The sequence below is a fragment of the Methylocystis sp. B8 genome, from assembly GCF_005771425.1.
Classification (GTDB): Bacteria; Pseudomonadota; Alphaproteobacteria; order Rhizobiales; family Beijerinckiaceae; genus Methylocystis.
Genome location: NZ_VBTZ01000009.1, coordinates 53,293 through 76,052, shown reverse-complemented (window position 1 = coordinate 76,052; position 22,760 = coordinate 53,293). Strand labels below are relative to the sequence as shown.

Sequence of the window (22,760 nt, the reverse complement as noted above, 5' to 3'; positions counted from 1 at the left end):
TCATACGCGCTCGCAAAGAGCGCGCAACGACGCTTGCAAGATCAGAGTGCGGCTCCCGCCTGGAACCTCGGAATCACCGGGCCGCCGACTTCAGCCTTTTGACGCTCGCCCGACGGGCTGAAGAAGAACAGCAGTCCGCCGAACTGGCTATCAGTGTCATAAGCGAGATCCGACAGGCGTTCGATGTCAAAGCGGGCGTCTTGCACGATCACTTCCAAATCGCGAGTCTCGCCCGGCGCAATCGGATTGGGATCGCTCACGGAAAGTCCGCGGTCAGCAAGGAGATAATCCGGGAAGTCGGGCCTTGTCGTGAAGATTTCCGGATTGAGGAAGCGCAGACCGGCGGAAGTGAATTCGCCAAGCCTGACCGGCTCCTTGCCATTATTGGCGACCTTCACCCTGATACGCAGTTCGCGGCCAGGCACCGTGTAAGAGCCTCCTTTGAACTGAACGGCGACGGTCGACCGCGGTTCGTCGATTGGAGAGATGCCGGTCAGCAAGCCGGCCTGCATCGGCAGCGTGCGCGGGAACTCCTTGTTGGCCGCAGCATAGAAGACGACCACAGCCAACAGAACGGCGGCAAGGGTAATCGCGCCGATCCGCTTCTCGTCTTGTCCGATGAGCTCTGCGCCTTTGCCTGCCTTGACCTGCCAATACCGAACAATGATTCCCTTGGTCATGAACCAATAGAGAATCCAAGCGGTGGCGGCGGCCATCCAGAAGAAGTGATAGATGTAGGTCCAAGTGATCCCATAGGTCTCGAGATCGATCGTCGAGCCTTCAAGGAGCGTCACCGGATTAGTGAAATCCTTCATGTCGCCCTTGATCGTGATCCATTGGCCTGGACCAACGATGGGACCGCCGTCCTTGACGTTGATCTGGACATGGACGTGATAACGGCCTTGGCGACGCGCTTTCAGGACGATCTTATATTCGTAGTCCTTGCCCACATCCATGGAAAAGGTGCGCGGCACCGGCACTTCGCCGACGTAGGCGCTCTTGCGGATCAGAACCGGGCCGGGTTCGCCGACGTTGAGAAAGGACTCGCCGGGTTTGGCGACAGCCTGCGGCCAACCGGAGAACACATGCACCTTGCCAGTGAGCTCCATCTCGTCGTTGACGTTGAGTTCAGTCTTCGACCATTTGACGTCGTACCAGTTGAGCGTGCGCATGCGCAGGAACGCTTGCTGCGAACGTTCGCCATGCGCAGCGGCGGGCGTCGCCGCCGGCAAGGTGGTTATCGCGCCAGCGACCGCTAATCCGAAGATCCAAAGGCGAACGGCTCGCGCCGTCACGCATCTGGCCAACGATTGGATATTCAAGCTTTTCATTTGGAGCTACTCCCTTGAATTCTCTTTCGCCGCCGGAGCCGGGACCGGCTCCGGTCTGATTTGTTCGTTGGCGTTCTAGACCTCTTCGATTTCGAGATATTTCGTCGTCGAGAACCATTTGCCCATGTTCCACCATAGGAAGTAGACGAGCATCGAGATGAAGCCGGAGAAGAAGGCCGCGACCGGCACAACGTCCTTACCGAAGGTGCGCAGCGTGCCGCGCTCGACCATGCGGATATATTCCGGCGTGCCGGTGCGGACGTAGTTGAAGCCGATGAGGTCGGCGAGCGTGAGCAGCACGCCGTCAATTTCAGCGGCCTGATGATATTGCGCCAAGACGGGCCAATTGATCGGATAGAACAACAGGCCCCAGCCAAGACCGCCGACGACCGCGGTGATGAGCCAGCTGCCCGAGATCATCAGCACGATATCCAGCCAGAAGCCCATGGGAATGAGCGCCGACGGGAAAACGAGATTGATCGGGAAGAAGGTCCAGCCCCAGAAGTTGTCGTAGCGGTTGATCCACTCGCCAATGAGCAGGGCCAGCACCACGGTCGTGGCACCGATCGGCAGCCGGAACCTCGTCCAGAAGAAGGATTGTGAGGCTGCGGCGAAGCACATGGCGACAATCGGCGCCACAGTCGGCCACATGCGGCGGTCCTTAAAATCGATCCAGAAGTCCCAGTCGCCGGCGAGCAGCATGTAGTGGATGTGGAAAGAGCCGAGCAGCACGGCGAATAGGATCACCAGAAGGATCCAGTCCGTCAGGATGACGCAGCCGAGAAACTCTTCCTTCGATTTCCAGGTCTTGCCAGCCGGCGAGCCTGTTTCAGTCGATGCCGACATGTTTTCCTCTCTTATGATTGATCTGCTGAAAGGAAGCGGCGCCCCGCCTGGCTTCGCCCTGTGATTGGCGGCCGCTTTCCTGTTTTTTTGTTGCGTTGATGAACGAGTTCGCGCGCCGTTAGAGCGCGAGCGCGTCCTTCTCGTACTCTTTGCTGAGTTCAATCACGCGGTCGAGCACCTGACGCGCCACGCCAAAAACGGCGAGCGCAAACCAGCCGAAGAACACGAAGCCCCAGTGCAGCGGCGCCGTGAACAGCTCTTCCATGAACCAGAAGGTGTGTCCCCACTCATTCAGGCCAATGTTCGGGAAGATCATGAACGGCCCGGCGAAGAACATCAGAAAGGCGAGCGAAATTCTCTTCGCGAACTGCGGAATGCGCGTGTGCGCGTACATGAAGGCGCCCCAGCCGCAGATGATGTAGATCGGGTAGCTGAGGTAGAACTCGAGGATGTGGCTCGGCGTGAAGTCGGTGTCGCGAATGACCGTCTGGTGCCAAGTGCCGTCCTGCTCGGTGAAGTAGGAGGCTCCCCAGTAGACCGAGAAGGCGTAAACCGCGAGCCAGCCGATCAGCGTCAAGATGCGGCGCATCTCTTCTCGCGGCGCGACGGCGTCGATATTGCGATCGCGCGTCTTCCACAGATAGCCGCCGATGCCGCAGAAGGCGACGAACTCTAGCGGCAGCTCTGTCCACATCAAGTTCATCCAATAGGTCTGGAATTCGGGCGCGAAAGAGTCGAGGCCAGCCTTCCATCCAAAATATTGCTCATAGATGCGGATGCCGACGTAGAACACCAGCATGACGCCCATGGTGATATAGGCGGGCTTGTAGTTCACGATCGTATCGACTTCGCCGGCTCGTGCGACGCCGGCGGCTTTTTCTGTCGTCAGATTCATCAATGCCTCTCCTCTTTGGGCTCGAGACGTTTGTCGTCTCGGTTGGCGCTGGGCCTCCCGTTGCTGCGATTCTCGACGCACGGCGCTGATCGCCGCCGCTTGAAGCGGCCACGATCGCTTTGCGCGTTGACCGCTCGCGACGTGCAAACCAAGCCGCGGCAGCATTCACAGCTGGAAAGACGTTATCATGTGAGCATAAAGAACAATATAGTATTCATCGTGCGACAATTTGTACTTAACGCTGTTTAGAACTAATTAAATTGCTTAAAATATTGAGACTATGTTTTGTATGTAACTTGATACGTCAGTCAATTTGCAGCGTTAAGTCGCATTTAGATGTATTATAATATGAAACAGTTCCATTTTAGAATGATATCAATCGCTATATAGTCAAAATTGCGACATGTTGCCGCAAGTTATACCTATTGTGCGCCGAATTGAATCGGTGAAGATCGAGTCAGCGCTGATCGGCAGCGTTCCGCGGCAGTCCACATGAGAGGAACGGATGAAGACTTTGCACTCGATCAATGAACTCGGCTGGGTCGCCTTTTGGGTCGCGTTTTGCGTGTTTCTCTTCGCGATCTTTATTCCAACCGTGAACAGAGCGCTCAATCTTTAACCGTAACGCGATTCGTCCTCTTCCCTCCCCCGGGCGCCCGATCGTCCCGACTCGATCTCCCCGAGTCGGGGCGATCTCTATCCAAGGCGCAGAACCCTGGCGGAGAAGCTAAAAGACAAGGTCAATATGGCGTCCCATTTGCTCGACACTGTCACCTCATGCTTTTTTGGACTGTCACAATGCTCGCTCAATGCTGGGAGGCCCGTGGAAGCGGCGTTAAAGACGCGGTGCGCGTGAAGTGAATCGCTCCCAAGAAGAGACGGCTGCAGCACGTGCATTTACAAGAAACAGGCGTCGTCTCTGTAACTCCGGCCGCGCTATGTCTGAACTGAGCGTGAGCAGGAGCCAGTTGACGCTATTCAGAGAATAACAGTCGCCAAAAAAGAGCAACAAAAGAGCGAATAAATGAGCGGCAACTTTGAAGAAGACCATCGTCTGAAATCCTGCAAGCGGCGGGAAGACGCTCTCCGTCAGCTTCTGACGGAAACCGTGGATAAGCCTTCGAGGGAGATCGTCGAGGAGCTAAAAAAAGACTTGGGCGTCAGCCGCGCGACCGCCTATCGCATGATGAAAACCTTTCGTACGTGCGGGGCCGTCACCGCTCCTTGGACGCGGCCCGTGGGAAGGCCGAAAGGAGCCCGCTGTCTCGATCCTCGTCGCGAGCAGCTTATTCAAGAGGCGATTAAGGCCTACTATTCGCACGCGCTTCGGCCAAGATTCCGAGCCCTGGTTGAGGACGTTCAACGACGCTGCAACGAAGAGCTGTTGCCCCCACCCAATTGGCGCACCATTCGCAAGCGCCTTCGAGATTTCGAGGGCCGCAATCGAGGCACATCCAGCGGCGCAAATTGATTGGACAATGGCTCAAATGCGGTTGAGCGACATTCTGGAACGGCCGTTGCAGATCGTTTACTTCGATCACGTGAAAATCGACGACTATGTCGTCGACGAGCGGAGTGGCGAAACAGGACGCCCGTGGCTGACTTTGGCGATCGACGCCAGCACGCGCATGGTTGCGGGCTTTCATCTTTCGCTCGCTCCGCCCTCACGCGTTTCGCTCAGCCTGTGTCTGTTGCATGCCGTTTGCGACAAGGCGCGCTGGATGAATGAGCGCGGTCTCTCCGGCGATTGGCCAGCGGCCGGTCTCCCTGAGACGATCGCCATTGACCCGCAAAGCATTTTTGGTTTTCGTCAACTGGCGCGCGCCTGTCGCGATCAGGGGATTGCGACTGCATCGGCGTCGATCAACTCAAGCGTTTTCGGGGCGCGGGCCACGCATATGTTCGGCGGCCGATTTGGCGACGCGACAATCGCCAGAGCGCATGGCGTGAGTTGGACGCCCAGAACGCCACGCCATTTGCGCAGCGCAGTCGCACGAGACATTCGCGAAGTGGAACACAATGTCGCCGACGGCCTCATCAATGATTACCATCAGCGTCCCCACAAAGACACGGGACGCACGCCGCTCGACGGCTGGCGAATGACCGAGGCGGCTGCGCCACTGCGAGCGCCGCAAGATTGCATGCGATTCCGACTATCCTTTCTCCCCGATGCTTTGTGCGCCCTCACTTCGAGCGGCGTTTGCGTGCTCGGAGAAATCTTCTGGTCGCCGACGCTTGGTGAACTGCATCGAGAAGGACGCGCTCGCGTGGCGGTTAAGTTCGATCCGCGAGATCTTTCGCGGATTTTCGTGCAGGAGACTGGCGGCCAGTTTGTGGAAGCGCAGAACATCGCAGGGACGAGCACCGCCGACGACGAGGCCTGCCGCCGCGGTTGTAAATTATTTGGTCCTTCGCGCCGATGCGCTTGCGCAGAGGAAGACTGCCGCTCTCCTTGTTGCGCCAAAATCGATCGCACAGGAAATCGCCAGGCGTTGCGCCCCTATTCGTGATCCCCTCAAAATCGCTCAGTCAGTCGCTCTACGTCTTCTGCTGTGACAGCTCCCCGCAGAAGGCGACCATCAAATCGCGCAATTCTGGCTCCTCGACGAGCTCGGCGGCAACCGAGCATTCGAACCAGCGCGTGGCGCGCTGCTTTTTCTCAGCCCATTGATTGCGTTGCTTTTGCACGCGCATGGAAAACACTTCGACGCGGCAGTCGACGCTCGCGCCGCTGCTGAGGCGTTTTTCATAGCCGAAGTCTCCGAGCTTGGTTTTGTCCACTTTGCCGATTAGCCCGGCTTCCTGCACGGCCTCGATCGCCGCGACGATATGCGGTTTGCGCCCTTTCATCGGCCAGCCCTTCGGAATCACCCAACGCTTGGTGTCGCGTGAAGTGACCAGCATGATCTCCACACGCCCCTCATTGAGTCGCCAGGGCAATGCCGCATATTGCGTGCGCGGCGTAGACGCGGCGCCCTCGCGCTTCTTTTTTGGTTTTGGCATCTTCATGCCGCGAACCTCGCGAGCACATAGAATGTCGCGGCGAAAAAAGCCGCCATAGGCATGGTGATGATCCAGGCGACGACAATGTCCTTCGCGACGTTCCAGCGGACCGCCGCAACCCGTCGCGACGCCCCCACGCCAATGATCGCGCCGGTGATCGTGTGCGTCGTCGACACTGGAATTCCCAACCCCGTCGCCAGGAACAGGGTTATGGCTCCGCCAGTCTCCGCGCAGAACCCTTGCATAGGCGTCAACCGAGTGATCCGCGACCCCATTGTTCGCACGATTCGCCATCCACCGAATAAGGTTCCAAGGCCCATGGCGGCCTGACAGGGGATGACGACCCAAAAAGGCACGTAAAACTCGCCGCCGAGCGCGCCATGCGCGTAGAGAAGCACGGCGATCACGCCCATCGTTTTCTGCGCGTCATTGCCACCGTGACCCAGCGAATAAAGGGAGGCGGAAGCGAATTGCAGAATGCGGAACAGCGCATCGACGCCGCCAGGAGTCCGCCGCACAAAAATCCATGAAACGAGCAGAATGAGCGCGAGCGCCAAAACGAAGCCCAGCGCCGGCGACAAAACGATTGCGGCCGCCGTCTTGAGGAGCCCGTTCCAGACGATCGCCGACACGCCCACCTTGGCGACGCCAGCGCCAACGAGCCCGCCGACAAGGGCGTGAGAACTCGAGGATGGAATGCCCAGTCCCCAAGTGATCAGGTTCCAAATGATCGCTCCCATCAGCGCGCCGAATATGACGAAATCGTCCACGATATCGGGCGAGACGATGCCCGCGCCGACGGTTTGCGCCACATGAAGCCCAAAAAACAGAAAGGCGATGAAATTGAAAAAGGCGGCCCAGACCACGGCATATTGCGGACGAAGAACGCGCGTCGAAACGATGGTCGCGATGGAATTGGCGGCGTCGTGCAAACCGTTCAGGAAGTCGAAGATTAATGCGACCGCGATGAGCCCCAGGAGAAGAGACGAGAGGTTCTGCAAGCGTCTTCCCTAAGTATGTTCAATGACAATGCCGGCGATTCGATCGGCGACGTCCTCAAAGCCGTCGACGACTTTTTCGAGATGGCCATAGATCTCGGCGCCCACAATGAACGCCATCGTATCTTTGTGGCGGTGCGCCTGAAACAGCTCCTTTAATCCTTGGTCGTGGATGGCGTCGGCCTCGTCCTCGATGCGCGTGATCTCCTCGCTGAAGGCGTTGAGCCTCCCGGCGTTCTGGCGCATCGTCCGCAGTAAGGGTATGGCGCTGCGGGTGAGCTCCGCCGACTGGACGATAATATCGCCCATACGGCGCATGGCGGGTTCAAAATCGCGAGTCTCGTAAAGCAGCGTCGCCTTAGCCGTCTGGTGCATCTGGTCGATCGTATCATCCATCGCCGTGATCAGGTCGCGGATGTCGCTGCGATCGAATGGCGTGATGAATGTGCGGCGAACCGCCAGATGCGCCTCGCGGGTGATGGCGTCGGCCTCATGTTCCTGACGGCTGATTTCATGGCTGCAGACGAGCACGCGGTCGCCGCCATTCAGCAGTTCGCGCAAGGCGCGCGAGCCGGCGACAATCGTCTCTGCGTGCCGCTCGAAAAGATCGAAGAAGCGCTCTTCTCTCGGCATGAGCGCTTGAAACCAAGACAGCATGGCGCGCTCGCCCTCCGAATCTTAGTCATAAAACTGTCATAAACCAGCGCGGCACATAACTGGACGTGCGCGGGCTGTAAAGCGTCGAGACGCCGCGGCGGCGACTATTTTGGATGTCTCTGGATCTTATTGAATGCGAGAGCGTCTTCCTCGGATTGGGAAATGCGCGCATCGACAGGCGTAAATTTGCGCGGCAGCACAGCTTTAAGCCGCGCCCTGATCTGGCGCGAGGCGTGCATGAGGCTCACCAGGCTGGAGCCGCTATAGACGAACGCGCCCTTCTCCCCCACGACAATGTCGCTCGTGCGCAGAGTTGGATCCTTAAGGGAGAGCCGAATGTAATAATCGTGAGATTCCGCCGGTTCATTGCAGGAGCATCCCGGCGTCAACTTCTCACGAAAGCTGAACGCCGTCGAAAGCGACGTATAGCGCTCCCCTTTGGCGTTGCGCGCCTCTTCGATGCTCGGGCCCTCATAGAGTTGGACCCGCGTCGCTGGACAAGCAAACTGACAGGACTGCTGGCCAGAAATCACCGAAGATTTGATCAGTGGAAAATAATAGCCGTCGCAGGCGCGCACGCAGTAGCCCCCACCGGACATCGAGTCTGTGTCGGCGCGCAAGGGGTCGGGATTGGCATAATGGACAGGCCGCCGAGGCGCGCGCGGGCGCATCACGCGCCAGGAAGGCCGGGAAGGATACCCGTAATAAGGCTGACTGGGTCCGAAGAGGAATTCGAAAAAATCGCCCTGAGCCAAGGAGTCGAACGGCGATAGAAGCAGGACGGCGGCGGCGAGCGCGCCGGCGATGACTCTTGCACACTGGGGATAAAGCCGCATGCGCCTGTCCCCCGTCGACTTAACTCCGACTGGCGACCCCGGCAGGATTCGAACCTGCGACCTACTGCTTCGAAGGCAGTTGCTCTATCCGGCTGAGCTACGGAGCCATCGACGGCGCAGCTTGCGCCGCGGACCGTATCACCTCGGCCAACGCGGCGCCAGACGACGCCCGACAGGGAAGTCATATATGGCGACCCCGGCAGGATTCGAACCTGCGACCTACTGCTTAGAAGGCAGTTGCTCTATCCGGCTGAGCTACGGGGCCGAAAGAGACTCAGTGAGTCCAGAGTCCGATGCGGCTCGTTTTGAAATTATCTGAATAGGATACGCCGCGGCGCGCCGCGAGATTGGGCTTCGGCTCCTCGACGCGATAGGCGAGACCGTTGCGCTCCGCGTAAGCGATCGCCTCCTCCTTAGTCGCGAAATTGAGTCTGACCTGCTGCCGCATGTCGGCCGAGCTCGTCCAGCCCATGAGCGGCTCGATGCTGCGCGGAAGCTCCGGCTCAAAATCGAGGCGCCACATGTCCGACCCCGGGCCGGACTGAGTGGCGCTCGGCGCGGGAAGGTAGATGCGTGCTGTCATATGGCCTCGTCGTTGACGCTGCGCTCGGAAGCGCTTCGTGAGAAAGTGGCAGCGGCGGCGTTCGCGCTGGTCGGGGCAGCAGGATTCGAACCTGCGACCTGAAGTACCCAAAACTTCCGCGCTACCAGGCTGCGCCATACCCCGCCGAACAAGCCGCGCCTACGGCGGCCCTGCCCTCGCTCAAATTTCGCTACCACGCAAGCCCGCTCCTCACAAGGGAAGGCGGATTATGGCCCAAACATGCGGTGCCGGACTCGATCTCCGGGCGCGAGAGAAATGCGTCGCGCCGCGCCCGCGTTCAGCTCGAGCACGGCATAGGCGGGCTCGGGCGACGTTATAATGCGCTCGGACAAAGGTTCAGTGTCAGCCGCTACGCCCACCACCCGTCCATTGCGACCGATGAAAACCATATCGAGCGGAATATAAGTGTTCTTCATCCACATCGAGACTGGCCGTTCGGCCCCGAAGTCGAACAGCATGCCGTAATTCTCCGGCATCGACTTGCGAAACATCAAACCGCGGGCGCGGACCTTTGGCGTGTCGGCGATTTCGACATGGAAGTCGTGCTCGCCCGTCGCCGTCGTGATGCGCGCGATTTCAGTGGCGGGATCGGCGCGCACTACTGTCGACGCAGAGAGCGCCAGCAAGAAGGAGATGATCAGTAGCTGGAAGATTTGCGCCGCTCTCACCAGGAATCCTTCCAAAGAGCTTTGTGCGCAGCGGTTAGTGCGAAGGGGCGCTTTTCGCCTCCAGCGGCCGCACTTCGGTCGCCATCAGGCCCTTCGGGCCTCCGCCGTAACGTACGAGCACGCTATCGCCTGGCTTAAGTTCAGTCATGCCGTAACGGCGCACCGTCTCCATATGCAGGAAAATGTCTTCAGTGCCTTCGCCTCGCGTGAGAAATCCAAATCCCTTCACGCGATTGAACCATTTGACGATCGCAATTTCATAGCCGCTCGTCGGAACGACCTGGGCGTGGGTGCGCCCCGCAGACGACTGCGAAGGATGCACTGCGGTCGACTCGTCCATCGCCACGACCCGAAAAACCTGCATGCCCTTCGCGCGCTTCTGGGCTTCGCAGACAATGCGCGCGCCCTCGAAAGCGGTCTGCAGTCCGCTGCGCCGGAGAATCGTGACATGTAGAAGTATGTCTGCGGTACCGTCGTCGGGGACCACAAAACCGTAGCCCTTCGCGACATCAAACCATTTTATGTAGCCCGCGACTTCGACCAATTCGAGAACGGATTCTTCCGATTCAGTCGCGCTCGTTGTCAAATCATCCTGAAAAGTCACTTTAGCGCCCACCGACCAACTCCTATGCTGATCCAGAGCATTCGACTGGCGCGCGTCGGCGATTTTCTAAAAACCCGAATCGCCACGCATCGCTCATGAATCACTTTTAGCAAGATATCATTCGCGGCGCGTGATCCAACATGCAAATTTTATCTACGTCCGAATGCCTGTGGATATGCGCGCGGATGCGCAGATGTATCGAAACGATTGTCGCCCAATCTGAATCGATGCGCGCGCGCCTCCGAGCGCGGCGATATTGCACAAAAAATAGTGGCTCCGTAACCGAAGATATTCAGGCCGCCCACAGTTCTTTGGGGGTCTGTGGCCCACGCGCCACATCGAGGGCCATTTGACAAAAGCGGTCGGGACGCGCAATCGGAATTGGCGAGCCTCGCGGGCCCTGTCGCCTGCCCGCCATTTCCCCGGTTGGAGCGCCGCCAATGACCACTTCATCGACTGCGCCAGCGAGTGCGCCCATGACTGTTCACGCTCCGGACCGTACTTCTACGTGCATCGATCCACGCTACGACCTCGCCGCCCTGGCTGCCGCCCGTGAAAGCGAGCGCTTTTCGTTGCATGCGAAGCGCCTCAACGAAATGTGGGTGCGCGTTCTCAAGACGATTGGCTATGACGTAGGCTTCACGCGAGGCGTTGGTCCCTATCTCTGGGACCGGAAGGGCGATCGTTATCTCGATCTCCTCAGCGGCTGGGGCGTTTTCGCGCTCGGACGCAATCATCCAGCGGTGCGCGACGCTCTCGTGAGCGTGCTCGACGGCGAACTCGCCAATCTCGTGCAACTTGACGTTTCAGTCCTCGCTGGCGTTCTCGCTGAAAAATTGCTCGCCTACGCGCCTTGGCTGGACAAAGTGTTTTTTGCCAATTCGGGCGCCGAGTCTGTAGAAGCTGCAATCAAATTCGCGCGCGCGGCGACGGGGCGTCCCGGCATTTTGCATTGTGCGCATTCCTTTCATGGGTTGACCTATGGCTCGCTGTCGATGAACGGCGACGATATTTTCAAGAGAGGTTTTGGACCTCTTTTGCCAAATGCCCATGAGGTCGCATTCGACGATCTCGACGCTCTCGAGCGCGCATTGGCCGGGCGCGACATAGCCGCCTTCTTCGTGGAGCCCATTCAGGGCAAAGGCGTCAACATTCCTCAAGAAGACTATCTTCTCGGCGCGCAGGCGCTCTGCCGAAAATACGGGACCCTGTTCGTCGCCGACGAGATCCAGACCGGGTTGGGCCGGACGGGGCGCTTCTTCGCCATCGATCATTACCCCGGCGTCGAACCCGATATGATCGTCGTCGCAAAGGCGCTTTCCGGCGGTCATGTGCCGGTCGGCGCGGTGCTGGCCCGCAAGTGGATCTTCGACAAGGTCTTCGACCGCATGGACCGCGCGGTCGTGCATGGCTCGACCTTCAGCAAGAATGATCTCGCCATGGCGGCGGGCATCGCCACGCTGGACGTGCTTGAAAATGAGCGGGTGATCGAGAATGCCGCGAAGCGGGGCGAGCGTCTTCTCGCGTCATTCCAAAGAATGGCGGGCGGCTATGAGCTTGTCGCCGATGTGCGCGGCAAGGGCCTTATGATCGGCGTCGAATTCGGGCCTCCGAAGTCTCTCAAGCTCAAGGCCGCGTGGAATCTGCTGGAGACCGTCAATTCAGGCTTGTTCTGCCAGCTCATCTCGATCCCGCTGTTTCGCGATCACAAAGTGCTGACGCAAGTGGCCGGACACGGCAATCACACGATCAAACTGCTGCCGCCGCTGACGATTTCCGACGAGGATTGCGACTGGATCGAGCAGTCGTTTGACGCCGTCATCGCAGACGCGCACAAGGCCCCTTCCGCTGTCTGGTCGCTTGGCAAGACCCTGGCGGAACACGCCATCAAGGCCCGAATGAGCGGCTGACCTTAACCGGCGCTGCGCCCCTTGGCGCAGGCTCACGCCGCAGGCGAAAGGTGCTTCTCCACCTCGCGCGAGTAGTCCTCGATCAGGGTGCGCGAAAGCGCTCCAGGCGTGAAGCGATACGCGCCAATCTCCGAAACTGGCGTCACTTCGGCGCCCGTGCCGCAGATGAAGCACTCCGAGAAGGAAGCCATCTCCTCCGGCATGATCCGTCGCTCGATGACTTCAATCCCACGCCTACGCGCCAAGTCGATCACGGTGCGCCTTGTAATGCCATCAAGGAAGCAATCGGCAATCGGCGTATGCAACGCGCCGTCCTGGACAAAGAAGACGTTCGCGCCGGTGCATTCGGCGACGCGGCCAAGCCAATCGTACATGAGCGCGTCGGCAAAGCCGCGGCGCTCGGCGCGGTGCTTCGAAATGGTGCAGATCATATAAAGGCCCGCCGCCTTCGCCAGCGAGGGCGCCGTGGCCGGATCTGGCCGTCGATATTCTGCGATGTCGAGCTTGATGCCCCGCATCTTGGTCTCGACATCGAACATGCTCGGCCAATCCCAAACGGCGATCGCGACGTTGATCGTCGAATTTTGCGCCGCGACCGCCATCATCTCGCTGCCGCGCCAAGCGACCGGGCGCACGTAGCAATTCAGCATGTGATTGGCTTTTACGGTCTCATCCTTTGCTGCATCGAGTTCTTCGACGCTGTAGGGAATCTCAAAATCGAGAATGCGGGCGGAGTTCTGGAATCGTTCGGAATGCTCGCGCGATTTGAAGACCACGCCACCGTAAGCGCGCTCGCCCTCGAATACGCAAGAGGCGTAATGCAGACCATGCGAGAGAACATGCAACTTCGCTTCGCGCCACAGCACAAGCGCGCCATTATACCAGATGAATCCGTCGCGCTGATCGAAGGGCGGAAGCGACATGGCGAGCTCCGGGAAGACGCGGTCAGATAGGCCGAACAAGCCGCTGCGACGCGCCGTCAGCACTAGCCAGCAGCCAGATTTATGTCAATATAGTTGACGTAAATAGCTCGCGGAAAACGTGAGGCAATACGAGCGTGAACGATCTCTCAGCGAGAAAAATAGCAGAGCCGGCCGCGGTCGTCGCTTGGCGGAGAGCGGCCGCAGAAGCGGCGGCTACGACCACGAGCGACGAAGGCGCTCTCGAACTCGTTGAGCTATTTTTCTTCGCCTATCGCGATTTTGTGGGAGACGCCGATCGGTTGCTTGAAAACTACGGCTTCGGACGGGCGCACCACCGCGTGCTTCATTTCGTCAGCCGCCGGCCCGGCTTGGCGATCGCCGCCTTGCTCGAGATATTGAGGATCACCAAGCAGAGCCTCAACCGCGTCTTAAAGCAACTTCTTGAGGCCGGCTTCGTCGAGGCGCGTGAAGGCGTCTTGGACCGGCGGCAGCGCCTTCTCTACCCGACGCCGCAGGGCGCTAAGCTTGCGCGCGACCTCGCGGCGCTGCAAACGGCGCGTTTCCTGAAAGTCATGGACGAGTTGCCGCCGGCGGCGCGCGGCGCAGCCTCCGAATTCCTGTTCGCAATGATCGATTCCGACGAGCGCGAACGCGTCCGGGCGCATCTTGCTTGCGCGAAAGCGGCAGGCGCCGCGCCGTGACCGTTTCTCCGCAGCGCGCCGCTGCGCCCAGCGCAAAAGCGGCGCATATTCTCGTCGTAGACGATGACCGGCGCATTCGCACGCTGCTGTCGCGCTTTCTGATGAACGAGGGCTATCTTGTCAGCGCGGCGGCCGACGCGAAGGAAGCGAGCGCCAGACTGCGCGATATCGCATTCGATCTTATCGTGCTGGATGTCATGATGCCGGGCGAAAGCGGCACCGCTTTCGCCGCTCGGCTGCGCAAGAGCGCTGAGCCGCTGCGCTCCGCGCCCATTCTAATGCTGACGGCGCTTACCGAGACGGCGGATCGCGTCGAAGGACTCGAGGCCGGCGTGGACGATTATCTGGCCAAGCCCTTCGACCCTCGGGAATTGTCGCTGCGCATCGCAAGCATCTTGCGGCGAGCGCGGCGCACGAATCCAGAGGAGCCAAAGCGCTTTGGCGACTTCGTCTTTGATCCCGAACGCGGCGAATTGCTGCGCGGCGACGCGCCGATTCGGCTGACGACGCGGGAGCGGGATTTGTTGCGGATGCTGAGCGGCGGCGCCATCGTTTCGCGCCAAATTTTGGCGCAACGTGACCCTGAACGAAACGCGAGCGAGCGCAGCGTCGATGTCGAAATCGCCCGGCTCAGGCGTAAAATCGAAACCGATCCGAATGCGCCACGCTATCTTCAGACAGTGCGCGGCCAGGGCTACCGCCTGCTCGTCGAGCCACTGCGCGCCAACCTCTGAAATGATAGGGTCGTCAGGATGACCGTCGTTTTACCGGAAGTTCTCGCCGCGCCCCGCAATCTCTGGCGGCGCTTCGCCAACTGGCTGCACGATCGCATGCCAAGGGGACTTTATGCGCGCGCGTTGCTGATCGTAATCCTCCCGGTCGTGCTTCTTCAGTCCGCGGTCGCCTACGTGTTTATGGAGCGGTATTGGGAAGTCGTGACCTACCGCCTCTCCGCGGGAATGGCGCGGCAAGTGGCGGCAATCGTTGATATTTATGAGACATTTCCCGACGATCAGGAACACACGCAGCTGCGCCGTATCGCGGCCGACGATCTCAATATGGAGATTACTGTTCTGCCGAAGGGGGCCCTGCCCGCGCCAGCGCCCAAGTCCTCACTGTTCTCGCTGCTCGACAAGGCGCTTTCGAAAGAGCTTTCGCGGCGGGTCAAGAAGCCTTTTTGGATCAACACCGGCCTTGCCCGCAATCTGATCGAGATTCGCGTCGCGCTGGATGACAAAACGCTGAAAATGCTTGCCTCGCGCACGCACGCATACGCCTCAAACTCATATATTTTCTTCATGTGGATGGCGATCGCCTCCGTCATCATCCTCGCCATCGCCACTTCTTTTCTGCGTAATCAGATCAGGCCAATCCTTCGTCTCGCCCGCGCAGCTGAAGAATTTGGCAAAGGCCGCAACGTCGCGTTCAGCCCGCGTGGGGCGCGCGAGGTTCGTCAGGCTGGCGCAGCCTTTCTCGACATGAAGCGCCGATTTGAGCGCGCAATCGAGCAGCGTACGACGATGCTCAATGGCGTTTCGCACGATCTGCGAACGATCATTACGCGATTCAAGCTTTCGCTCGCCCTGATGGGCGATTCGAACGAAGCCGTCGAAATGCGCAAGGACGTGGAGGAAATGGAGCGCATGGTCGAGGCCTATCTTGCCTTCGCGCGTGGCGATGGCGATGAGACCTCCTCCCCCACGGACATCGAAGCCATCCTCGATGAATTGAAGTCGGCTACCGAGAAGCGGGGCATCGCGGCGGCCGTCAAGCTCGAGGGCGATCCGAAAATCATCGCGCGGCCGGCGGCAATCAAGCGGTTGATTGCAAATCTCGTCAGCAATGCGCAGCGCTATGGGAAGCGGATCGAACTTTCGGCGACCAACGACGGCAAAACGATGACCGTGAGCGTCGACGACGACGGACCTGGCATCCCTCCCGAGCGTCGCGAAGACGCGTTCCGGCCCTTCTACCGACTCGATGAGTCGCGCAATCAGAACGAGGCAAATTCCGGTCTGGGCCTCGCCATCGCACGTGACATCGCCCGCTTACATGGCGGCGACATTACGCTGGACAAGAGCCCGCTCGGCGGCTTGCGCGCGAAGGTCAGCTTGCCGATCTAGCGATCGGTCACGCCCGCGGATGCGGATGGCCGCCGTCGTCGTCGTAATCGCGGTAGTCGCGACCCCGCCGATTCCGCCAGCCGAACAGGCTTTGTGCGAAGGAATAGAAGGGCCGCGTCAGCCTTGCGAAATCCTCCGCGCGATCAACGTAACGTTCGCCGCGCGTGAGCTCGCGATCGAGCGTTGACAAGGCGTCGTGGATGTCGCCGGCGAACCAATCTTCGAGCACGCGGCTCCAGGCCAACGCCAGCCCCTGCAGCTTGAGCGAGCCGACCGGGCCCTCGCTATCGATGTCTGCGGCCTCCAACATAAAGCGCATTGAGTTGACGGTTTCGCGGTTGAGCGCCGCGGCGGTGAGCGGGTCGCGCGCGGCCCAGCGCGCTACGCTCGCCAGCGCATCCCTGTGAGGCTCGAGCGCATCGAGCCGATGCCGCAGGACGTCGTAAAGTCGTTCGCGCGCGGGTTCGTGCGAAGCCTCCTTTGGCAGCGCATCGAGAATCTCCCGGTCGATGCGCCGAGAGAACGCGCCGATGATCGCGCCCTTTGAGGGGAAAAGCTCCCGCAGATCGGCAAGCGAAATGCCGGCTTCTTGAGCGACATCCGTGAGCGTCACATCGCTGAATTCCCGCCGCGTGGCGAGCCGGAGCGTCGCGTCGATCACTCGGTCGCGGGGGCTGCCGCCGCTATTCATGTCCATCTCCAATTCCTGAGAATTTCTTAGCGAGTATTCTATTGTCGCGCGGCTGCGGGACAAGACGCGCCATTCAACCTGAAAGTTCCCCTGCCCGGCGTTTCGCTATAGCTACGGCGCGGCGCATCAGGGGAGCGAGACCATCCGGCGACTCCAGGATCTCCAGCGCCGCCGCCGTCGTGCCGCCCGGAGACGTCACTCGACGACGCAATTCGTCAGGACTCGTTTCAGCCTGTTGGCGCATAAGTTCGCCGGCGCCTTCGACGGTTGCGCGCGCAAGGCGCGCCGCGAGCTCGGCGGGCAGCCCGGCTTCGACCCCGGCTGCGGCAAGACATTCCGTAAAGTAGAAGACATAGGCCGGACCCGAACCGGAAACCGCTGTCACCGCATCGATTAGCGCTTCGTCATCGACCCATTCGACCTCGCCAACGGCGCGAAGCAGCGCGTCGGCGACCGCGCGCTGAGCGACGCTTGTCGCCGCACTCGAACAAGCCCCAGTGATGCCTCGGCCGATTGCGGCCGGCGTATTAGGCATGGCGCGCACGATGGCTTGGGTCGGCAAATGCGCGGCGACGTCCGCAAGGCGCTTGCCGGCAAGGATCGACACGACAACGGTTTCAGCCGCAACGAAGCGCTTTGCCGCTGCGGCCCCCGACTCGAGCGCTTGCGGTTTCACAGCGAGAACCACAGCGTCGTATAGTTCGGCGGCGCCATTCAGCGTATAGCCATGTTCCGCGCATAATTTCTGCAGCCGCTCCGACGGCTGCGGCTCGACGATTGAAACGGAACCCAACAGGCCCTGCGCGGCCCAGCCTTCCAGCAACGCCAAGCCCATGTTCCCGGCGCCGATCAGGGCGACGGACTTTCCCCGCAGCCCGGCCTCGTCGGTCACGCCTCGCCTTTCGTTTCGAAATTTGCGCTGGCGAGCGCCTCCTTGGCGTTCTTTCCAGCCCATAGAACGAATTGGAAGGCCTGATAATGCCGCTCGCAAGCCTGCAGCGCATTGTCGAGCAAGGCGGCGCATTGCGTCGCCGACGGCTGCGCCCCGCCCGTTAAGATCAACCCATGGCGGTGCATCGCCACGCCTTCCTTCGGCCAAAAGTCGAAATGCCCGATCCACATTTGCTCGTTGATCGCGTTAACGAGCGACATCAGTTCGCCGCGCCTGCGCTCCGGCGCCTTGAGGTCGAAGGCGCAACTCACATGCAGCGTTTCAAGATGCGGAAGCCACGTGAAGGCGACGTGATACTCCGTCCAAGCTCCAGCGACGGAAATAGAAATCTCGTCTTCGTCATCCCGATCGAAAGACCAGTCGTTGGTGGCCGCCAGTTGCTCCACGACATCCACCGGATGTTCAGCGCGTTCCGTTTCATTTTCTGTTGCGATCAGCATGTGCCAACCTTTTTTTAAATGTCAGCATGACGCGGCGAGTAAGACAGGCGACGATGCGTCGTGGAGCTTTGCTTGAGGCGCCTCCTTTTCAAGCGATTGATTCGAAGTCGAATCACCTCTTGCAGTCACTATACTCCACACAAGAATAATGACGCGAAAAAAGCGACGCTCTGACCTTGTTGGCGCAGACTTGCGGGATTCGCACGTCGACGTCCACGGCGCAGCGGACTCTTCCACAGGGACTCGCTTCAAAAAAATAGCTTTGGATAAAACGACGAGTCGCCGATACGTCGCGCGCAAAGAAAAACCTCGCCCGCTCAGCCGCGGACGAGGCTTGCGTTTTTTGAGCCCGCTTCTCCTAGCGTGTCATCATCACCGGAGACCCGACGCTCACGCGATTGTAAAGGTCGGAGACATCCTCGTTCAACATTCGGATGCAGCCGTAGGAGGCGGCGGTGCCGATCGATGCGCGCATCTTGGCCGTCGTGCCGTGAATCGCCACTTCGCCATGACTAAGGGTCAGCGCGCGCACTCCCATCGGGTTGCGCGGAGATCCGCCAGGAATGAAGTTCGGCAATTCAGGATGGTCGGCCTTCACCACCGCTGGCGGAACCCAGTCCGGATTCACATATTTTCCCTCGATGGACGTCTCGCCCGACCATTCTTTGCCGCGCTTCGGGACCGCCACGGGATAGCTGATGGCCACGCCGGTATCGACGACATAGAAGAGCCGACGCCGACCGGCGCTGATGACGATGGTCCCGGGGGCGACGCTTGGCGAAAAGGCGACGATGTTGCGCGCCGTCGCATTCTGTGGAAGCGCGGTCAGCGCCATTCCGCCGACCGCCGCAAGTATGAGTAATTTGAACACCCCCGCCGGCTTTGCGCTGCGGGATCGACGCGAAAGAGCAAACAGGTTACGCATGACGCTCACACCCTACTTACTGAAGCCTCGGCAGCGACTCGAACGCGCGCAGTCTAACTTTCGCCATGATCCTGTCGAAATCTTTCGCATTTTCAGGTTAGGGTTTAACGTTAAGATACTTCGTGAATTTCTAACCTTACGACCTCTCGCTTCAGATCATCGCGTCGTGATTGCGCCATCCTTTCGTCGAAATTCATGCGCGTTGCGCACTTGCTTTAGCTATCTGGCGCAGGCGTGGTCGTAAGGAATGAGCGAGACGGTGGGACCGCCAAAAATTTTTGATCGCGCACTGCTGCGCAGGCGGCTCAGTCGGGCGTTAACCAAGGGCGCGCCGGATTTTCTGATGAAGCGCGCCGGCGATGATTTGCTCGATCGTCTGCTGACGGTGAAACGCGAATTTCCGCGTTCGCTCGATCTTGGTTCGCCGAGCGCACATTTCTCGGAAGCCGTCGTGGCGAGCGGCCGTGCGCCGCCCTTGCGCGCCAGCGGCTTCGGAGGCGCCGCCATCATCGATGAAGAAGTTCCGCCCTTTGCGCCCGGCTCCTTTGATTTGATCGTCTCCGGCATGGCGCTGCAATGGGTCAACGACCTGCCCGGCGTGCTTGCACAGGCGAGACGCATGCTCGCGCCCGACGGGCTGCTCCTCGCCTGCCTCGTTGGCGGCGCCAGTCTTGTGGAGCTTCGCGCCGCGCTTGCTCAGGCCGAAGAAGAAATCACCGGCGGCGCAAGTCCGCGCGTGTCGCCTTTCGTCGACGTTCGCGATATGGGCGCACTGCTGCAGCGCGCCGGCTTCGCCCTGCCCGTCGCCGACGTCGACAGCTTCACGCTGCGTTACGACTCGATGTTTGCGCTAATGGGCGATCTGCGGGCCATGGGCGCCGCCAACGTCCTCGCAAAGCGCGCGCGCAGACCGTTGCGGCGCGACGTCGTCGCGCGCGCCGCGCAGATCTATGCCGAGCGCTTCTCGGACGCCGGCGGACGCGTGCGCGCGACATTCGAGATCGTCTGGGCGTCGGGCTGGGCGCCGCATGAGAGCCAGCAAAAGCCGGCGAAGCGCGGCTCTGCCACGATGCGTCTCGAGGACGCGATGAAGTCCGCGCGCGAGAGCGACGCCTGAGGCTAAGGCGTGACCTCAACGTCGACGCTGCGGGTTTGAACCGGCGCGGGCTCCCATGGCCGCTGATAGACGAAGATGATTTCGGCGCGGCCAGGCTTGAGCGCTTGAATCTTCCAGTGTCGGATGCTGGGGCTTCCGACCATACGTCTCTGGCCGCTGCTCCGGCCGCCATCCGATATCGACAGGATTTCGAGATTGCGGCTTGCGTTTTGATCGATGCGCCAGGAATAGCCGGTCGTCACATTCTCTTGCAGCGAGAATTGCGTGCTGGCGCCTTGCGTGAGCTTGATGACGTCGCCGGCTTGCGCAGAGGGCGAGATGAAAAGGCTGAGCAGCAACAGGCGCGACAACAGACGCTTCATGACGTGTCCCCGTTTTCGCTCTGTGTGATGCGGCGGCGAGCAAATCTTCAATACACGCCGGGAATGAGTCGGGCGGTATGTGCGCGATAGGCGTCATATGCCGCGCCGAACTCGGAACTCAGCAAACGTTCCTCGGCCTGCATCCTTGAGACGAGCGGCGGGATATTCAGCAGCGCGAGAAGCACGCCGACCGCGGTGTTGAACGCCAATCCCCAGCCAAGCGCCGTGATCAGCAGGCCGAGATAGCTTGGATGTCTGATGCGGCTATAGAGTCCGGTGGTCAGAAGTTCATGACCGGGCTGGATGGCGACAAGGCCGCTGAAACGCCGCCCGAGAATGGCGACCGGCCACAGTCGCAATGCGCCGCCCATAGCGAGAAGCGCGACCCCGAGCCATCGCACCGCGTCGCCATCCAATCTCCACACTCCCTCCCGGTCGGCCCAGGCCGGCAGATAGGCGCCGAGCAATCCAATCGCCACAAGGACCGGGATGACCCACCGATTGGCGCGGTCCTCACGCACGCCGGAGCTGAGACTGCCGCCGACAAAGAGCGAAGCGACCACCAATGCGAGAGTCACGACGACGACCGCCGTCCGCGCCGAGTTGGAAAAGAAGGCGTCAATCCCGCCGCCGCCGAGGATCGCCAGGCCGAGATAGAGGCCGGTCAGCAGCGCGGCCACCAAGGCGCGAACCAGCAGTGAACGCATGGAAACTCTGCTCCAACCTGCCGGATCATGCCTGAGTGATCGCAGCCGCAGGCGACGGAGCGACGATGCAACCTATTTGCGGCGCTTCGAAGTCGCCTGGGCGCGCGACGAGAACCAGACCGATGACTTTAACTGTCCGGGGCATTTTCCGCATGTCACGCGACCCTTCGTGTTGACGTAAGCGCAAAGCCCGCGCGAAAGGCAATCGTCCGTCGTTACGGGGCGCGCCATCGCCGAGGAGAGAAGGGCGCCGCCAATACATGCGGCGATCGCGAGAAGTCGGAAATGTGGCATAATAACCTCTTCAAATAGGGGATCGAACGCAGCGCTAAGTAGCGCAGCCAGCAATTTGTGGAAGCGGGCGGACGCTCTTCGTCGCATCACGGTCGCTTCGCAAAGCATCGGCATTGGCACCGTGCTTGTGCACGCCAAAGACGATGCGGCAAAGCTGTTTTATCTGCGATGGGGGAGCTCATCGAATATCCGGCCGATAGCCGGATTTTGTTTTTGCCGATTGAGATGGTGGTTGCGGGTTTCGGCTAGGCGTAACGCAATGTCCGAATCTACGTTTTTAATGTCCTTTCTGACGCATGAATAGAATGGCACTCTCCGCGTAGGCAAACTTTGCCTGTTGCTGTATACGCGGAGCATAAAATATGAACGGAAAGACAAACAAAAATAAACTTCCCTCATATGAGGGATTCGCTGAAGGAATGTCTCCTCCAGGAACGAAAGCGTTTCGCGTCGGCATTATTATCGGTCCTGGCTTCCTTCCAATGGATATGGTCGGAATCCATGCTGTATTTGGATTCTGCCCTGGAACGGAAATCCATTTACTTTGGAAGTCTCTCGATCTGGTAGAAGGCTTTCCCTCTTGGTGGACACGGCCAACGACAACTTTTGATAACTGTCCAGATCAGCTCGACGTTCTGGCTATTCCGATGTTGGCGCCGGAAACGACCAACGATCCTGACCTTATCGCCTTTGTGGCCGAGCAGGGACGCAAAGCAAAATACGTGATCGGCGTCTGTAACGGCGTTGTGGCGCTTGGCGCCGCTGGCCTGTTGAAGGGCAAGCGGGTGACGACGAGCATCAACTCCCTACCGCTTTTGACAAAGCTCGGCGCCGCGGAGGTTGTCACGACAGGGGGCGTCGTCGTCGATGGAAACATCTACACGGCGAGACCGAGCATTGGCAGTTTTGAGGCCGCGCTCATGGTCGCGGACCGGGCCCTCGGCCATCAGTCGGCGCAAATGGCCAATTTGATCGTCGAATATGATCCCCATCCGCCGATCGGTCCCGGGACGATTGAAAATGCTGGAAAGGAAATTACCGATCGATATGCGAGTTTGATCGCCGGCATCATCGACGGGTATAGACGTGGAGCGATCCCCGCTTACGAGGCGCAAAGGTAGGCCTCTGCGCCTTCCCACTTCAGTCGCCGTCGCCGAGGCAAACAGGCGGCGG

The 22,760-nt window shown here is 59.9% G+C and carries 24 protein-coding genes and 3 tRNA genes; 7 read left to right on the top strand and 20 right to left on the bottom strand.

Translation table 11 applies throughout. The annotated features are described in order from the left end of the window. Positions 1-41: 41 nt before the first annotated feature. From amoB to amoC, 3 genes are all read right to left on the bottom strand, one after another. On the bottom strand, positions 42-1,331 hold the full coding sequence (amoB, locus tag FEV16_RS13860) for a bacterial ammonia monooxygenase, subunit AmoB (protein ID WP_138168214.1): 1,290 nt from the start codon (positions 1,329-1,331) through the stop codon (positions 42-44). 75 nt (positions 1,332-1,406) lie between these two features. Further along, entirely contained in the window at positions 1,407-2,177 is a 771-nt protein-coding gene (gene amoA, locus FEV16_RS13855; RefSeq protein ID WP_138168213.1) for a bacterial ammonia monooxygenase, subunit AmoA, read from the bottom strand. A 118-nt stretch (positions 2,178-2,295) separates the two neighbouring features. Next, positions 2,296-3,072, bottom strand: a complete 777-nt coding sequence (gene amoC, locus FEV16_RS13850; RefSeq protein ID WP_138168212.1) for a bacterial ammonia monooxygenase, subunit AmoC — start codon at positions 3,070-3,072, stop codon at positions 2,296-2,298. A 1,478-nt stretch (positions 3,073-4,550) separates the two neighbouring features. On the opposite strand from amoC, the gene FEV16_RS13840 reads away from it, so the two are divergent. Next, complete coding sequence (locus FEV16_RS13840; protein WP_138168210.1) at positions 4,551-5,582, top strand: Mu transposase C-terminal domain-containing protein; 1,032 nt, start codon at positions 4,551-4,553, stop codon at positions 5,580-5,582. A gap of 28 nt (positions 5,583-5,610) precedes the next feature. Here the strand turns inward: FEV16_RS13840 and FEV16_RS13835 are convergent, their stop codons facing one another. The 10 genes from FEV16_RS13835 to FEV16_RS13790 form a co-directional block, all read right to left on the bottom strand. After that, positions 5,611-6,081: an NUDIX hydrolase gene (locus FEV16_RS13835; RefSeq protein ID WP_138168209.1), complete on the bottom strand. Its 471-nt coding sequence runs from the start codon at positions 6,079-6,081 to the stop codon at positions 5,611-5,613. Further along, positions 6,078-7,076: an inorganic phosphate transporter gene (locus tag FEV16_RS13830; protein ID WP_138168208.1), complete on the bottom strand. Its 999-nt coding sequence runs from the start codon at positions 7,074-7,076 to the stop codon at positions 6,078-6,080. Before FEV16_RS13830 ends, FEV16_RS13835 begins: the two co-directional genes overlap by 4 nt. Positions 7,077-7,085: 9 nt before the next feature. Next, entirely contained in the window at positions 7,086-7,730 is a 645-nt protein-coding gene (locus FEV16_RS13825) for a DUF47 domain-containing protein (protein ID WP_138168207.1), read from the bottom strand. Between the two features lie 104 nt (positions 7,731-7,834). Next, positions 7,835-8,566 (bottom strand): DUF2865 domain-containing protein, encoded by a 732-nt coding sequence (locus FEV16_RS13820; RefSeq protein WP_138168206.1) that lies wholly within the window; start codon positions 8,564-8,566, stop codon positions 7,835-7,837. 30 nt (positions 8,567-8,596) lie between these two features. Further along, positions 8,597-8,673 (bottom strand) — tRNA-Arg (locus FEV16_RS13815). A gap of 81 nt (positions 8,674-8,754) precedes the next feature. Continuing rightward, positions 8,755-8,831 (bottom strand) — tRNA-Arg (locus tag FEV16_RS13810). Between the two features lie 9 nt (positions 8,832-8,840). Next, positions 8,841-9,149, bottom strand: coding sequence for an ETC complex I subunit (locus FEV16_RS13805; RefSeq protein WP_138168205.1), 309 nt, complete (start codon positions 9,147-9,149; stop codon positions 8,841-8,843). 67 nt (positions 9,150-9,216) lie between these two features. Next, positions 9,217-9,293, bottom strand: a tRNA-Pro gene (locus tag FEV16_RS13800). Positions 9,294-9,376: 83 nt separating this feature from the next. Next, positions 9,377-9,838, bottom strand: coding sequence for a DUF192 domain-containing protein (locus FEV16_RS13795; RefSeq protein WP_246657341.1), 462 nt, complete (start codon positions 9,836-9,838; stop codon positions 9,377-9,379). A 34-nt stretch (positions 9,839-9,872) separates the two neighbouring features. Beyond that, a complete protein-coding gene (locus FEV16_RS13790; RefSeq protein ID WP_138168204.1) occupies positions 9,873-10,454 on the bottom strand; it encodes a cold-shock protein in 582 nt (193 codons plus the stop codon). Between the two features lie 464 nt (positions 10,455-10,918). Here FEV16_RS13790 and FEV16_RS13785 point away from each other — a divergent pair, with 464 nt between their 5' ends. Beyond that, positions 10,919-12,352, top strand: coding sequence for an aspartate aminotransferase family protein (locus tag FEV16_RS13785; protein ID WP_138168203.1), 1,434 nt, complete (start codon positions 10,919-10,921; stop codon positions 12,350-12,352). Between the two features lie 32 nt (positions 12,353-12,384). Here the strand turns inward: FEV16_RS13785 and FEV16_RS13780 are convergent, their stop codons facing one another. Then, on the bottom strand, positions 12,385-13,275 hold the full coding sequence (locus FEV16_RS13780; RefSeq protein ID WP_138168202.1) for a branched-chain amino acid aminotransferase: 891 nt from the start codon (positions 13,273-13,275) through the stop codon (positions 12,385-12,387). 134 nt (positions 13,276-13,409) lie between these two features. Between FEV16_RS13780 and FEV16_RS13775 the strand changes: the two genes are divergently transcribed. From FEV16_RS13775 to FEV16_RS13765, 3 genes are read left to right on the top strand one after another with little or no spacing between them, the layout of a single operon-like run. Further along, on the top strand, positions 13,410-13,976 hold the full coding sequence (locus FEV16_RS13775; RefSeq protein WP_138168201.1) for a MarR family transcriptional regulator: 567 nt from the start codon (positions 13,410-13,412) through the stop codon (positions 13,974-13,976). Further along, positions 13,973-14,710 (top strand): response regulator transcription factor, encoded by a 738-nt coding sequence (locus FEV16_RS13770; protein ID WP_138168200.1) that lies wholly within the window; start codon positions 13,973-13,975, stop codon positions 14,708-14,710. The genes FEV16_RS13775 and FEV16_RS13770 overlap by 4 nt, the downstream gene beginning before the upstream one ends. Before the next feature lie 18 nt (positions 14,711-14,728). Continuing rightward, on the top strand, positions 14,729-16,099 hold the full coding sequence (locus FEV16_RS13765) for an ATP-binding protein (protein WP_138168199.1): 1,371 nt from the start codon (positions 14,729-14,731) through the stop codon (positions 16,097-16,099). A 7-nt stretch (positions 16,100-16,106) separates the two neighbouring features. Here the strand turns inward: FEV16_RS13765 and FEV16_RS13760 are convergent, their stop codons facing one another. The 4 genes from FEV16_RS13760 to FEV16_RS13745 all read right to left on the bottom strand — a co-directional run bounded on the left by FEV16_RS13760 (position 16,107) and on the right by FEV16_RS13745 (position 19,017). Beyond that, a complete protein-coding gene (locus tag FEV16_RS13760; RefSeq protein WP_246657340.1) occupies positions 16,107-16,796 on the bottom strand; it encodes a TetR family transcriptional regulator in 690 nt (229 codons plus the stop codon). A gap of 67 nt (positions 16,797-16,863) precedes the next feature. Further along, positions 16,864-17,682, bottom strand: a complete 819-nt coding sequence (gene proC, locus FEV16_RS13755) for a pyrroline-5-carboxylate reductase (RefSeq protein WP_138168198.1) — start codon at positions 17,680-17,682, stop codon at positions 16,864-16,866. Then, positions 17,679-18,182: a YbjN domain-containing protein gene (locus tag FEV16_RS13750; RefSeq protein ID WP_138168197.1), complete on the bottom strand. Its 504-nt coding sequence runs from the start codon at positions 18,180-18,182 to the stop codon at positions 17,679-17,681. Before FEV16_RS13750 ends, proC begins: the two co-directional genes overlap by 4 nt. 358 nt (positions 18,183-18,540) lie before the next feature. Beyond that, positions 18,541-19,017 (bottom strand): L,D-transpeptidase, encoded by a 477-nt coding sequence (locus tag FEV16_RS13745; protein ID WP_246657344.1) that lies wholly within the window; start codon positions 19,015-19,017, stop codon positions 18,541-18,543. A 337-nt stretch (positions 19,018-19,354) separates the two neighbouring features. Between FEV16_RS13745 and FEV16_RS13740 the strand changes: the two genes are divergently transcribed. Further along, positions 19,355-20,224: a methyltransferase domain-containing protein gene (locus FEV16_RS13740; protein WP_138168195.1), complete on the top strand. Its 870-nt coding sequence runs from the start codon at positions 19,355-19,357 to the stop codon at positions 20,222-20,224. 2 nt (positions 20,225-20,226) lie between these two features. Here the strand turns inward: FEV16_RS13740 and FEV16_RS13735 are convergent, their stop codons facing one another. Next, entirely contained in the window at positions 20,227-20,586 is a 360-nt protein-coding gene (locus FEV16_RS13735; protein ID WP_138168194.1) for a protease inhibitor I42 family protein, read from the bottom strand. A 47-nt stretch (positions 20,587-20,633) separates the two neighbouring features. Beyond that, a complete protein-coding gene (locus tag FEV16_RS13730; RefSeq protein ID WP_138168193.1) occupies positions 20,634-21,293 on the bottom strand; it encodes an isoprenylcysteine carboxylmethyltransferase family protein in 660 nt (219 codons plus the stop codon). 656 nt (positions 21,294-21,949) lie between these two features. Between FEV16_RS13730 and FEV16_RS13720 the strand changes: the two genes are divergently transcribed. Then, positions 21,950-22,708, top strand: coding sequence for a DJ-1/PfpI family protein (locus tag FEV16_RS13720; RefSeq protein WP_138168192.1), 759 nt, complete (start codon positions 21,950-21,952; stop codon positions 22,706-22,708). Positions 22,709-22,760 lie beyond the last annotated feature (52 nt).